Origin of the sequence: Achromobacter sp. UBA2119 (assembly GCF_002331005.1) — a bacterium.
Taxonomy (GTDB): Bacteria; Pseudomonadota; Gammaproteobacteria; order Burkholderiales; family Burkholderiaceae_B; genus Achromobacter; species Achromobacter animicus.
On the sequence record NZ_DCYD01000019.1, the window covers coordinates 383,573 to 397,219 of the forward strand.

Annotated in this window: 11 protein-coding genes; 6 read left to right on the forward strand and 5 right to left on the reverse strand. The window is 66.7% G+C overall.

Going from position 1 to position 13,647, the window contains the following annotated elements; translation table 11 throughout:
• Positions 1 to 35: 35 nt before the first annotated feature.
• Complete coding sequence (locus tag B3098_RS25240) at positions 36 to 2,057, reverse strand: ligand-gated channel protein (protein ID WP_286899751.1); 2,022 nt, start codon at positions 2,055 to 2,057, stop codon at positions 36 to 38.
• A 210-nt stretch (positions 2,058 to 2,267) separates the two neighbouring features.
• On the opposite strand from B3098_RS25240, the gene B3098_RS25245 reads away from it, so the two are divergent.
• On the forward strand, positions 2,268 to 2,981 hold the full coding sequence (locus B3098_RS25245) for a response regulator transcription factor (protein WP_175138330.1): 714 nt from the start codon (positions 2,268 to 2,270) through the stop codon (positions 2,979 to 2,981).
• Positions 2,981 to 4,402, forward strand: a complete 1,422-nt coding sequence (locus B3098_RS25250) for an ATP-binding protein (RefSeq protein ID WP_286899753.1) — start codon at positions 2,981 to 2,983, stop codon at positions 4,400 to 4,402. Before B3098_RS25245 ends, B3098_RS25250 begins: the two co-directional genes overlap by 1 nt.
• A gap of 79 nt (positions 4,403 to 4,481) precedes the next feature.
• Here the strand turns inward: B3098_RS25250 and B3098_RS25255 are convergent, their stop codons facing one another.
• The 3 genes from B3098_RS25255 to B3098_RS25265 all read right to left on the reverse strand — a co-directional run bounded on the left by B3098_RS25255 (position 4,482) and on the right by B3098_RS25265 (position 7,367).
• Positions 4,482 to 5,300, reverse strand: a complete 819-nt coding sequence (locus B3098_RS25255) for a TatD family hydrolase (protein WP_175123379.1) — start codon at positions 5,298 to 5,300, stop codon at positions 4,482 to 4,484.
• A gap of 80 nt (positions 5,301 to 5,380) precedes the next feature.
• Positions 5,381 to 6,094, reverse strand: coding sequence for an ABC transporter ATP-binding protein (locus tag B3098_RS25260; protein ID WP_279972135.1), 714 nt, complete (start codon positions 6,092 to 6,094; stop codon positions 5,381 to 5,383).
• The gene (locus B3098_RS25265) at positions 6,087 to 7,367 is read right to left on the reverse strand and encodes a lipoprotein-releasing ABC transporter permease subunit (protein ID WP_056318935.1); all 1,281 of its coding nucleotides are present in this window, start codon (positions 7,365 to 7,367) and stop codon (positions 6,087 to 6,089) included. Before B3098_RS25265 ends, B3098_RS25260 begins: the two co-directional genes overlap by 8 nt.
• A gap of 130 nt (positions 7,368 to 7,497) precedes the next feature.
• Between B3098_RS25265 and B3098_RS25270 the strand changes: the two genes are divergently transcribed.
• Positions 7,498 to 8,448, forward strand: a complete 951-nt coding sequence (locus tag B3098_RS25270) for a hypothetical protein (RefSeq protein ID WP_286899759.1) — start codon at positions 7,498 to 7,500, stop codon at positions 8,446 to 8,448.
• Entirely contained in the window at positions 8,430 to 10,130 is a 1,701-nt protein-coding gene (gene recJ, locus B3098_RS25275) for a single-stranded-DNA-specific exonuclease RecJ (RefSeq protein WP_286899762.1), read from the forward strand. The genes B3098_RS25270 and recJ overlap by 19 nt, the downstream gene beginning before the upstream one ends.
• Before the next feature lie 46 nt (positions 10,131 to 10,176).
• Here the strand turns inward: recJ and B3098_RS25280 are convergent, their stop codons facing one another.
• The gene (locus tag B3098_RS25280) at positions 10,177 to 11,487 is read right to left on the reverse strand and encodes an MFS transporter (RefSeq protein WP_286899764.1); all 1,311 of its coding nucleotides are present in this window, start codon (positions 11,485 to 11,487) and stop codon (positions 10,177 to 10,179) included.
• 254 nt (positions 11,488 to 11,741) lie between these two features.
• Here B3098_RS25280 and prfB point away from each other — a divergent pair.
• Both prfB and B3098_RS25290 read left to right on the forward strand, forming a co-directional pair.
• Positions 11,742 to 12,846 (forward strand): peptide chain release factor 2 gene (gene prfB, locus B3098_RS25285; RefSeq protein WP_175138336.1). Its coding sequence is split into 2 segments (ribosomal slippage): positions 11,742 to 11,822 and positions 11,824 to 12,846, totalling 1,104 coding nucleotides; the frame shifts between segments, so codons are not numbered across the junction.
• 43 nt (positions 12,847 to 12,889) lie between these two features.
• Positions 12,890 to 13,645 carry an SDR family oxidoreductase gene (locus B3098_RS25290; protein ID WP_286899765.1) on the forward strand — a complete coding sequence of 252 codons (756 nt, stop codon included), beginning with the start codon at positions 12,890 to 12,892 and terminating at the stop codon, positions 13,643 to 13,645.
• Positions 13,646 to 13,647 lie beyond the last annotated feature (2 nt).

Consider the following 13,647-nt stretch of genomic DNA (forward strand, 5'->3'; position numbering starts at 1 on the left):
TCTGTGGTGGGACGCCAACGGCGCCCCGTCATAATTCAGAACTTCACGCCCACGCCCAGCCAGTAACGGCGGCCGTCTTCGACATAGCCGAAGTCGTCGTAGGCGACCTGCTTGTCGAACAGGTTGTAGATGCCGGCATACACCGACACGGTCTTGTTGACGGCGTACGAACCGCCCAGGTCCACGAACGTGTAGGACGGCGCGACCAGCGCGTCCGACGACGGGCCCGTGGTGGGCTGGCTTTCGCGGCCGCGGAAGTTCACGCGCGCCCACGCCTGCAGCGCGTCGGACGGCTGCCAATTGACCGTGGTCGTGAACAGATGCTTGGGCAACTGGTTGAGCGGCTCGCCCTTGTACTGGCCGGACTTCTGCTCGGACTTCGTGAACGTATAGCTGCTGGTCATCGACCAGTCGGCGGCCAGCGGCAGCTTCAGGCTGGCTTCCACGCCGCGCGACACGGCCTTGTCCACGTTCATGTACGTGGTGGGATCCGAACCGAATTGGTTGGGACCGTCCGTGCACTGCGACAAGGGGCAAGCCACGCGGGTGATCTTGTCCTTGAAGTCGTTGTTGAACAGCGTGACGCCGGCGCTCATGCCTTCGCCGTCGTCATACAGCAGGCCGATTTCCTGGGTCACCGACTTTTCGGGCGTCAGGTCCGGGTTGCCGTACATGTTGCCGCCGCGGCTGGTCTGACCCCAGCCGGCCACGGTCTGGCGCAGGTCCGGCGCGCGGAAGCCGGTGGACACGCCGCCCTTCAGGGTCCAGCGTTCGGCCATGTGCCACACGCCGTACAGGCGGGGGCTGAAGTGGCTGCCGAAATTCTCGTCCTCGTCCATGCGCAGGCCGGTCGTGACGGCAAAGCTTTCGGTCAGGCGCCACTCGTCTTCGGCGAACAGTGCCCACTGATACCGTTCCACCTTGTTGGGGCCGCCCTCCAACTGGTTGCCGTTCTGGTCATGCAGGCGCTGGTTCAAATAGCTGCCGCCCAGCGTCAGCATGTGCGAACCCAGCGGCAGCGACCAGCTGGTCTGCAGGTCCAGATTCTTGATCTTCATCTGGCGAGAGCGGTTGTCGAACTCTTCCTGCTGCACATAGCTGTCGGACACGCCCCAACCCCAGCGGCCGGTGTGCGACAACGCCCACTTGCTGCTGCGGTAATCGGTTTCGGACGACGCGGGGCAGCCCGTGCGCGGGCAGGCCGTGCCAGGCGGCAGCGGCTCGACCGTCTTGCCCAGGGTGTCCTGGAACTTCTGACGCATCGTGGTCGCTTCCAGCACGATGTCGTGATCGCGGTTGGGCGTAAGCGCCAGCTTGGCGGTCACGCTTTCGGCGTTGCGCTTGCGGTAGCCGTTGTAGATGTTGTCTTCGTCGCGCTGCGTGGCTTGGCCGTAGATCTGCAGGCCCAGCAGGTCGTTCTTGATCGGGCCGGCCAAGTAGAAGTTGCCCTGGTAGATGTCACCCGACTTGCTGCTCTCCTGGATCGTCGTATCCATGCGGATTTCGCCGTGCCATTCGTCGGGCACCTTGCGCGTGATGATGTTGATCACCCCGCCCATGGCGTCAGACCCGTACAGCGACGACATCGGGCCACGCACCACTTCAATGCGCTCGATGGCCGACAGCGGCGGCGTCCAGCCGCCCTCCACGCCCGTCGAGTCCGAGTTGGTGCGGGTTTCGCGCGAGCTCTGGCGCTTGCCGTCGATCAGGATCAGCGTGTACTTCGGCCCCATGCCGCGCAGGCTGATGTCCTGGCGGTCGCCGCCGCCCGTGACGATGACGCCGGGCACTTCCACCAGCGCGTCGTTCAGGTCGCGGTAGAACTTCTTGTCCAGATCTTCACGGGTGATGACGCTGATCGAGGCCGGCGCATCCTGGATGCGTTGCTCGAAACCGCTGGCCGTCACGACCACCGTGTCCATCGTCGTGGTGGCGTCCGCGGCCTGCGCCCAGACGGCGGACGGCCCCAGGCCGAAACCCGCGGCGCACAAGGCGGCGGCCAGTTGCGTGCGCGACGCGCTGATACGCTGGCCGGCGGCCAGATCTTTCCTGCTCATGATTCCAACTTCTCCCGTCCCCGGTTCGCTCTGCGCCCCACGCGCTGCGCTGCCCGGCTCCCACTTATTAATGAAAACCATTCTCATATTAGAATTGGGGCTTGCAGCACGCCGCAACACGCTTTCCGCAACTTTTATCTTCTTTGCACTTCTTGACACTCCGGCGCGCAGCGTTCGGCCAAACTGCCGGATGCTCGACGCCCAACACGCATGCCTTTCACTCATTCAGCGGTGGCGCGCCGCATCCTGCTGATCGACGACGATGTCGAGCTGGCGCAGATGCTGCGCGAATACCTGGAACCCCATCAATGCCAGCTGACGCTGGCGCATACCGGCTCGCAAGGCTTGTCCTTGCTGGCGCAGGACGATTTCGACCTGGTGCTGCTTGATCTGATGCTGCCCGACGGCAATGGGCTGGATCTGCTCAAGCACTATCGCCAGCGCTCGCGCCGCCCGGTCATCATGTTCACCGCGCACGGCGGCGAGACCGACCGCGTGCTGGGTCTGGAGTTCGGCGCCGACGATTACCTGGCCAAGCCCTTCAGCCCGCGTGAACTCAAGGCGCGCGTCACGGCCGTGCTGCGCCGCTTCGAGGAAACGCCCGTCCCTGCCAGTCCGTCGCTGAGCCTGGGCGCCCTGTCGCTGGACCCGGCCACCGGCCGCGCGCGCATGGGCGCCGACGAAGTGATGCTGACCGGCGCCGAACAGCGCATCCTGGAAATCCTGATGCGCACGCCCGGCCAGGTGATCGCGCGCGACCAGATCGGCCTGTACGCGTTGGGCCGAGCCCCGGACCGCTACGACCGCAGCATCGACACGCACATCAGCAGCCTGCGCAAGAAGCTGCGCCTGGATCAACACGCCGACACGCTGTCCATCCGCAATCTGCGCGGCTTGGGCTACGTGCTGGCGGGCGCTGCGTGATGACGTTGCTGCCTGCCCGTTCGCTCTTCTGGCGCGCGTTCCTGACGTTCTGGGGCGCCATGGCGGTCATCCTGGTCTGCGGCATGGTGCTGACGGCGTCGGTGGCCTGGTACCGCTTCAACTCGCTGGATGGCCTGAATCCCGGCAACCTCACACGCGACGCCGCGCAGGTCGCGCGCACGCAGGGCGCAGAAGGCCTGGAACGCTGGGTTCGCGCCATGGACGACAACTACTCGGCGCTGAAGATCTACGTCCTGGACGCGCAGGACCAGGAGATCCTGGGCCGGCGCCTGCCCACGCGTCTGTATGACTGGCTGGTGGCGTACCGCGCCGCGCCTGACCGGTCGCCGCAGTCCGACTATGTGCCGGCCGATCCCGCAGGTGAACGCGTGTCGTGGTGGGAGCCGCAGATCCTGATCCTGCCGGACGGCTCGGAACTGCTGATGTTGTTCCTGCCGTTCGACTCGTCGCGCTGGGAGGTGCTGGCGCTGTCGCCCGTTGCGCTGGCGCTGCTGCTGTTCGCGCTGGCGGTGACTGCGCCCTTCTGCTGGGCATTGACGCGCCACATCACCGCGCCGCTGGCACAATTGCGCGAGACCACGCACGCCCTGGCGGCAGGGCAACTGGATACACAAACACCGCCGAAGCTCGCCACGCGCCAGGACGAACTTGGCCTGCTGGCGCGCGACTTCGACGCGATGGCCGTGCGTCTGAAAGCGCTGGTCGATACGCGCGAACAACTGCTGCACAACGTGGCGCATGAACTCCGGTCACCGCTTGCGCGCCTGCGCCTGGCTTCCGAACTGGCGCGGCGCAACGACGAACGCCGGGATCTGCAGCTTGACCGCATCGAACGCGAATGCGAGCGGTTGGACGCCCTGGTGGGCAACACGCTGCGGCTTGCCCGCGTGGGTGCGTTGCCCGTGCCGACCGATCCGCTGGACCTGTCGGACGTGGTGGCCGGCGTCGTGGACGATGCCCGCTATGAGGCCGAGGGGCGGCATCTGCAGATCGATTGGGACACGCCCGCGCCGATTCTCATCGCCGGCGACCGCGCCAGCCTGGCCAGCGCCATCGAGAACGTGCTGCGCAACGCCCTGCGCTTTGCGCCTGCGCACAGCGTCATCCGTGTGCGGCTTCTGACGAGCGCCAGCGAAGCCAGCCTGGAGATCGAAGACCGCGGCCCGGGCGTCGCCACGCAGGAGCTGGCGTCGCTATTTGAACCGTTCTATCGCGCGGGCTCTGCCAGCACCGCCAACACGCCGGGCGGCGGCGCGGGACTGGGTCTTTCCATCGCGCAGGCCGCGATCGCCGCGCATAAAGGATCGATATCGGCCCGCAACGTCGCCCCGCACGGCTTGAGCGTGCGCATGGATCTGCCGTTGCTATCGGCCACCGCGGCGCGCCCTGCTGCGGGGTGACGCCACGAACCGCGTGCCGCATCAGAACGTGATGACGGTGTTCCCATAACCCGAACTCAATGCCACGAATTCCGACGGGTCAATCCGCGTCGGCCAGTATCGCTGCCGGCAACCTCGGCAACACCCGCATCGCGTTCGCGGTGGTGGCGTGCGCCACCTGCGCCGGCGTGATGCCGCGCAGTTCCGCCAGCACCTGCGCAATGCGCGCCAGTTCGCCGGGACGATTGCGCCGATCGGGTTCATGCAGCCAGGCGGGCGGAATGTCCGGCGCGTCGGTCTCCAGCACCAGATGCTCCAGCCCGACATCCACCGCGTGGCGGCGAATCTGCAGCGCCCGCTCGAACGTCATCGCGCCGCCCATTCCCAGCGCAAAGCCATGGTCGATGAAGGCCTGCGCCTGCTGCGCGCTGCCATTGAACGCATGCGCGATGCCGCCGATGCGCGGATGGCGGCGCAGGTACTTCAGCAGGATGTCCTGGGATTTACGCACGTGCAGCAGCACGGGCAGGCCGAACTCCACGGCCATGTCCAGTTGCGCAGCGTAGAACCGTTCCTGACGTTCGCGCGGCGGGCCGGACGCGATCTCCGGCACGAAGAAGTCCAGCCCGATTTCGCCGATGGCGACAAAGCGCGGATCGCCCAGGGATTCCTTGATGGTCTGTCGCAGCACGTCCAGATCGCCGTCGTCGGCGCGCGCGACGTACAGCGGGTGGATGCCCAGCGCATACGCGCCGCCGGCGATGCTGGCGGCCAGGTCGCGCACGACCGCGAAATTGGCGCGCTCGATGGCAGGGATCACGATGGCCTGGACGTCCGCATGGGCGGCGTGGTCCGCGACCTCGGTGCGATCGGCATCGAATTCAGCGGCGTCCAGATGGCAATGGGTGTCGATGAGCATGGGCGTGTCCTCCTTATGCGGATTATCCGCCCCGCGGCCGTCGCGCGGACCCGCGCTGACGGCTTTCGCTGCGGACCGGGCTAGCCTGACACCAGGCGGCCGTTTTCCATCAGCAACTGACGGTCGGCGCGGGCGGCAAGCTCGGGATCGTGGGTGACGATCGCAAATGCCGTGCCCGACTCCTGGTTCACCCGCGTCAGCAGTTCGAACATGTTGTGGGCAGTGTGCCGGTCCAGGTTGCCCGTGGGCTCGTCCGCCAGCACGCACACCGGCCGCGTCACCAGCGCGCGCGCCAGCGCCACGCGCTGCCGTTCGCCGCCGGACAACTGGCCGGGAAAGTGCCCTTCCCGGGCGGAAAGGCCGACCAATCCGAGCACTTCTCGTGCCGCCTCGCGGGCCTTGTCGCGGTTCTCGCGGCGCACGATCAGCGGCATCGCCACGTTGTCCAGCGCCGAAAACTCGGCCAGCAGGTGGTGGAACTGGTAGACGAAGCCCAGGCTGCGGTTGCGCACCGCGCTTTTCTTGGACTCGGACAGCCCGATGCCCACCTGGCCGTCAACCGAAACCGAGCCGCTGGTCGGGACGTCGAGCAGCCCCAGAATGTGCAGCAAGGTGCTTTTGCCGGATCCCGACGCGCCCACGATGGCGACCATCTCGCCGCGCGCGACGGACAGGCTGACATTGCTGAGCACTTCGATCCGGGCGGGGCCTTCGTCGTAGACCTTGACGATGTTTTCGGCCTGCAGCGCCGGCGTCGTGCCGGACTGCGGTTTCTGCGTCGGGGTATCAATCATGGCGCAGCACCTGTGCGGGTTGCAGGCGCGAGGCGCGCCAGCTCGGATACAAGGTCGCCAGCAGCGACAGCACCAGCGAGGTCACGCCGATGGTGACGATGTCGCCCACCTGAGGATCGGACGGCAGCGCGCTGATGAAGTAGATTTCGCGCGGCAGGAAATGCACGCCCAGCATGCGTTCGATGAACGGCACGATCACGTCCACGTTATAGGCAATAGCAATGCCGCCAGCCACGCCCAGCAAGGTGCCGATCACGCCGATCAGCGCACCTTGCACCAGGAAGATGCGGGCCACTTCCCCGGGACCCGCGCCCAGCGTGCGCAGGATGGCGATGTCGGACTGCTTGTCCTTGACGGCCATGACCAGCGAGGACAGCAGGTTGAACGCCGCCACGGCCACGATCAGCGCCAGGATCAGGAACATCATGCGCTTTTCGGTCTGCACCGCGGCGAACCACGTGCGGTTGTTGCGCGACCAGTCGCTGGCCATGACGTACGGCGGCAGGACGTTGCGCAGTTCGGCCGCCACTTCGGGGGCTTTCTGCATGTCGGCAATGCGCAGACGCACGCCGGCCGTGCCGCTTTCGCGGAAGACGCGCGCCGCATCTTCGTTGTCCACGAACGCCAGCGAGGAATCGTATTCGTAGTGGCCCGACGAGAACACGCCCACCACGGTGAACTGGCGCATGCGCGGGGCAAACCCGGCCGGGCTGATCGAGCCCTGCGGCGCCATCATCAGCAGCGTGTCGCCGACTTTGACACCCATGCCGTCGGCCAGCTCGTTGCCCAGCACGACGCCGAAGCCGCCGGGTTTCAGGTCTGTCAGCTTGCCGGACACCATCTGGCGCGGCAGGTCCGACACGTTGCCCTCGGTGGCGGGGTCGATGCCCCGCACCTGCACACCGCGCAACGCCTGCCCCCGGACCAGCATGCCCTGCGCCGCCACGAAGGGCGCGCCGGCCTTGACCTCGGGATTGCGCTCGGCGGCGGTGGCAAACTGCTGCCACTGCTCAAGCACCCGTTCGGGCGATGCGCCGGGAAGATAGAGTTCGATGTGCGGCAGCACCGACAACATGCGGTCGCGCACTTCTTTCTGGAACCCGTTCATCACGGACAGCACCACGATGAGGGCGGCGACGCCCAGCGCGATGCCCGCCATGGAACTGGCGGCAATGAAGGAGATGAAGCGATCGCGGCGGCCGCGTCGCTGGCGGATCCGGGCAAGCCCCGCATAGCGGGCGCCGATCCATAGTTCGTAGGGTATTTTCAGCACGTGCGCATTATTGCATTAACCGCCCGTAAATCGCCCCGCGGATGTGCGGATCCTAGACCAGGCGTGACAACGTATGGCAGTTGGCCGCGGCGCTAAGTTCCCCATCCCGGCGCGGACTACAATCGCCGCCATGCTGATCGTCATTCCGGGCGCCTTGCCCGCCCTTCCCGTCGCCGCCGAACTGGCCAAGCTTCTGCCCGAGCGCGCGCCCACCCTGCACGGCTGGCTACAGGCTGCGACCGCTCGCCCCCAGGCCTACGACCTGCGCGCCCACGGTTGCACCGCCTTCGAATCGTGGCAGCTGGAGCGCGCCGGGTATGCGCCCGAACCTGGCCTGCTGCAAAGCGCCGGGCTCGGCCCGCTGCTGGCCGGGCAACAATCCCACACACAGGCTGACGAACCCGTCTGGCTATGCGAACTGGTCCACCTTGCGCTGGGCGCGGATCAGGCGTCGCTGCTGGATCCGGATTCGATGGACCTGACCGAATCGGAAACGGCCGCCCTGCTCGACACTGCGCGCCCTATCTTCGAAGGCACCGGATTCTCGGTCGAGCCGCTGTCGCCGCAGCGCTGGCGCCTGCGCCTGCCGGCGGACCTGCGCCCCCAGACCGCCAGTCCGTTGGCCGTGGCCGGAAAGCGCCTGAACGACTGGTGGCGCCAGGATGCCGAAACGCGCCCGTGGCGGCGCCTGCTGAACGAAATCCAGATGGCGTGGCACGAACACCCGGTCAACGACGTCCGGGCCGCCCGCGGCCTGCCGCCCGTCAATGCGCTGTGGCTGTATGGCGGCGGCACGCCCTGGACGTCGGCGCCCGCCGGCCCGGCGCAAGTCTTGACGCAACTGGACGCGCCGCAACGCGCCGGCGACTGGGCCGCGTGGCTCGACGCGCTGACCGAACTCGATACGCAGCATCTGCGTCCGCTGGCCGCCGCCAAAGGCCTGCCCGCCACGCCGGTGCAACTGCTGCTGCTGGGCGATGACCGCAAGGCCGCCCTTGACCTGAAACCGCGCGGGGGCCTGCTTGGCTTGCTGCCCGCGCCCAAGAAGAACTGGAGCGCCTGGTGGTCTCACCCCGCTTAACCATCCGTCCGGCCGATCTGGCCGCCTGCCACGTCCTCGAATCCTCCGGCATTCACCCCCTGCTGGCCCGTCTGTGGGCCGCGCGCGGCGTGACGCATCCGGACCAGACCCGCCTCGCCTGGCCGTCCTTGCTGCCGCCGGCTGGATTGACCCATTCGGCCCACGCGGCCGCCGTCCTGGCCGACGCCATCCAGGCCGGCAAAAAGCTGCTGATCGTGGCCGACTACGATTGCGACGGCGCCACCGCCTGCGCCGTCGGCCTGCGCGCGCTGTCCGCAATGGGCGCCGACGTCGACTTCCTGGTGCCTAATCGTTTCGAGACCGGGTACGGCCTTTCCCCGGCCGTGGTCGAACTGGCCTGCCGCCACCGCGCGGGCAAGCCCGACATCATCATCACGGTCGACAACGGCATCGCCAGCGTCGACGGCGTGGCCGCGGCCAACGACGCCGGCATCGGCGTGGTCATCACCGACCACCACCTGCCGGGCGACACCCTGCCGGACGCGCTGGCCATCGTGAACCCCAATCAGCCCGGCTGCGGCTTTCCGTCCAAGAACCTGGCCGGCGTGGGCGTCATCTTCTACATGATGCTGGCGCTTCGCGCCGAACTGCGCCGCCGCGGCGTCTACGCGCCGGACGGCGGACCGCGCCTGGACGCGCTGTCCGATCTGGTTGCGCTGGGCACGGTGGCCGACGTCGTCAAACTGGACGCCAACAATCGCCTCCTGGTCACGCAGGGCCTGCAGCGCATGCGCAGCGGCCGTCTGCAACCGGGACTGCGCGCGCTCTTTGCCGTCGCTGGCCGCGAGCCGCGCAGCGCCAATGGCTTCGACCTGGGCTTCGCGCTGGGTCCGCGCATCAACGCCGCCGGTCGTCTGGCCGACATGAGCCTGGGCATCGCCTGCCTGACCACGGACGATGAGGCGCAGGCGCTGGAAATGGCGCGCGAGCTGGACAACATCAACCGCGAACGCCGCACGATCGAAGCCGAGATGCGCGAGCAGGCGCTGGCCGCCATGGAAGCGCCCGACGCCGCCTCCGGCGCCACCGTCTGCGTGTTCGACCCGGGCTGGCATCAGGGCGTGGTGGGACTGGTCGCCTCACGACTGAAGGAAAAATTCTGGCGCCCCACCCTGGCCTTCGCGCCGGCGGGCGACGACGAGATTCGCGGCTCCGGCCGTTCGATCCCGGACGTGCACCTGCGCGATGCGCTGGACCTCGTATCCAAGCGCCATCCCGACCTGATCCGCAAGTTCGGCGGCCACGCCATGGCGGCCGGCCTGACGCTGGGCAAGTCCGATTTCCCGGCGTTCGCCCCCGCCTTCGACGCCGCCGTGCGTGAGCTGACCGGACGCGATTCCTTCGAGCCCGTCATCGAAACCGACGGCTCGCTGGAAACCGGCTACGCCAACGCCGACGTGGCCGGCATGCTGCAGCAACAGGTCTGGGGCGCTGGCTTTGCCGCCCCCCTGTTCCTGGACGAATTCGTCGTGCGCAACCAGCGTCTGGTCGGCGAAAAGCACCTGAAGCTGTCCCTGGAACGCGGCCACCAACGTTTCGACGCCATCTGGTTCGGCCACGACCAGTCCCTGCCGGAACACATCCAGGCGGCGTACCGCCTGGAACAGAACGTGTGGAACGGGATGGTGTCGGTGCAGCTGGTGATCGAACACGCCGGATAATGCGCGACGGTGTCTGACACCCATCAGACACCGTCCACCCGCAACGTTACTTATTCACCAGCTTCGCCGGCTGCGCCAGCGCCACCAGCGCACCCGCCACCAGGCAGCCGGCCAGCATGTACAGCCCGGTGTTCGTCGTCCCGGTCATATCCTTCAGCCAGCCCACCAGATACGGGCTGACAAAGCCGGCCAGGTTCCCCACCGAATTGATCAGCGCAATCCCCGCGGCGGCGGCCGTGCCGCCCAGGAGCGCCGTCGGCAGGCTCCAGAACAGCGGCAGCACCGTGCAGATGCCGATGTTGGCCACCGTCAGCGCCAGAATCGCCAGCACGGTGTTACCGCTCCACACCGCCGACAGGAACAGCCCCACCGCGCCGAACAGCGCAGGCAAGGCCACGTGCCAGCGGCGCTCGCGCTGCCGGTCGGAATTGCGCGAGATCAGGATCATGCCGATCACGGCGAACAGGTTGGGCACCGCCGTCAGCAGGCCAATCGCCAGCGGGCTCTGCACCCCGGTGTTCTTGATGAGGCTCGGCATCCAGAACCCCACGCCGTACAGGCCCATCACGAACGAAAAATAGATCAGCGCCATCGCCCACACGCGCGGCTTGGTCAGCGCGGCGCGGATCGGCGGATCCTCTTTCTGCTGCTCCTCGGCTGCGATATTGCGGATCAGCACGGCCTTTTCATTGGCCGTCAGCCACTTGGCCTTGTTGATGCGGTCGTCCAAATAGATCAGCACCAGCACGCCGATCACCACCGACGGAATCCCCTCCAGCAGGAACAGCCATTGCCAGCCCGACAGGCCGTGGTCACCGTGGAAGGTCGCCATGATCCATCCCGAGATCGGGCCGCCGATCAGGCCGGACATCGGCACCGCGGTCATGAAGAACGTCGTGATGCGGCCGCGCCGGGCGGCCGGATACCAATAGGTGAGATACAGGATGATGCCGGGAAAGAACCCGGCCTCGGCCGCGCCCAGCAGGAAGCGCAGCAGATAGAACATATGCACGCTGGTCACGAACATCATGCAGGCCGAGATGATGCCCCACGTGATCATGATCCGGGCGATCCAGATCCGCGCCCCCACCTTGTGCAGGATGATGTTGCTGGGAATCTCGAAGATGAAATAGCCGATGAAGAAAATCCCGGCGCCCAGCCCATACACCGTCTCGCTGAACTGCAGTTCCTGCAGCATCTGCAGCTTGGCGAACCCCACGTTGACGCGGTCCAGGTACGCCACCACATAGCAGACCACCAACAGCGGCACCAGCCGCCAGCCCACCTTGCGGTAGATCCGGTCCTCTTCGCTGGCGTCAAGCGCCGGCGAGACCCCGGGGGTCATCGTGTTTTCCATCTCTGTCTCCATTCCTCTGGCGGGATAGGCCGGCGCGGGGCCGGCGTTTTCGGGGTCGGCGGTCCCAAACGGGGACATCGCAGCCACCCGCCAAGGCTAGAGCCGTCGGGTTGACAAAAAACTGAACAACTTGGAACCGCGCCGCCGGGCGGCCGAAATCGGGCCCGTCCCCCGTCTGCCGCCGCGCGCCCGCGCAGTCGGTCCAACCACGGTAAAATGCCAGGTTTCGCACAAAAGTCATCACAGGATCAATCATGGAAGCCGAACGTCAGAACCAGCTCGCAGCCCGCCTCGCCGACTACGCGGAGCGCGAACAGGCTCTACGGAGGTATCTTTGACTACGATGCCAAAGCTGAACGCCTCCAGGTCGTAAACGCCGAACTCGAAGACCCGGCCGTCTGGAACGACCCCAAGCACGCCCAGGACCTGGGCCGTGAAAAGAAATCGCTCGAGGACGTGGTGGAAACACTGACGAGCCTGGGCGCCGGCGTGGCCGATTCCCAGGAACTCTTCGAAATGGCCGCCGCCGACGATGACGGCGACACCCTCGAAGCGATCGAACTGGACGCCAACGCCTTCCAGGAAAAGCTCGAAGCCCTGGAATTCCGCCGCATGTTCTCCAATCCGGCCGATCCCCTGAACTGCTTCCTGGACATCCAGGCGGGCGCGGGCGGCACGGAAGCGCAGGACTGGGCGTCGATGCTGCTGCGCCAGTACCTCAAGTACGCCGAACGCAAGGGCTTCAAGGCCGAGATCCTTGAAGAATCCGACGGTGAAGTCGCGGGCATCAAGTCGGCCACGATCAAGATCGAAGGCGACTACGCCTTCGGCTACCTGCGCACCGAAACCGGCGTGCACCGCCTGGTCCGCAAGAGCCCCTTCGACTCGTCGGGCGGCCGCCACACGTCGTTCGCCAGCGTCTTCGTCTACCCGGAAGTCGACGATTCCTTCGAAGTCGAAGTGAACCCCGCCGACCTGCGCGTCGACACCTACCGCGCCTCGGGCGCGGGCGGCCAGCACATCAACAAGACCGACTCGGCCGTGCGTCTGACGCACATCCCCACCGGCATCGTCGTGCAGTGCCAGAACGACCGTTCGCAGCACCGCAACCGCGCCGAAGCCATGCAGATGCTGAAGTCCAAGCTCTACGAACTGGAAATGCGCAACCGCATGGCCGAGCAGCAGAAGCTGGAAGACTCCAAGACCGACGTGGGCTGGGGCCATCAGATCCGTTCGTACGTGCTGGACCAGAGCCGCATCAAGGACCTGCGCACGAACGTCGAAATCTCCAACACGCAGAAGGTGCTGGACGGCGACCTGGATCCCTTCATCCAGGCCAGCCTGAAGCAAAACGTCTAAGTTCCGCGATTCTTCCCGCTTTCACGCACCCAGAGGTCCACGAATGTCCGACACCATTGCAATTCTCACCGGCGCCTCCCGCGGCATCGGCGCCGCCATGGCGCGCGGCCTGGTCAAACCCGGCGCCCGCCTCATCACGCTGGCGCGCCGCGAAGACCCCGAGCTTGCCGCCCACGCGCGCTCGCAGGATGTGCAGCTGGAACAACTGTCCGTGGACCTCTCGGACCTGAAAGCGGCCGAATCCGCGGCTGAACGCATCTGCGCCGCGCTCCCGCGCGACGCCAAGCGCTATCTGCTGATCAACAACGCGGGCACGGTGCATCCCGTGGCGCGCACCGACGAACTCACCGACGGCGCGGCCATCACCGCCGCCTTCAACCTGAACGTCACCGCCGTCATGCTGCTCACGGCGCGCTTCCTCGCCGCCGTCGCCGACCTCAAGGCCGACCGCCGCGTGCTGAACATCTCCTCCGGCGCGGGCCGCAACCCCAACGCCGGCTGGGGTGTGTACTGCGCCACCAAGGCTGCGCTCGACATGCACGCCCGCGTCGTCAAGCAGGAACAAGGCGCCGACGGCGCGCGCATCGTCGCGCTGGCCCCCGGCATCGTCGACACCGACATGCAGGCTGCCATCCGCGCAAGCGACCCCGAAAGCTTCCCCGCGCTGGCCAAGTTCCAGGACTTCCATGCCACCGGCAAGCTGTCCTCGCCCGCCAACGTAGCCTCCCGCATCCTCGCCTACCTGGATCGCGAAGATTTCGGCACGACCGAAATCGACGACATCCGCAATTACGACTGATC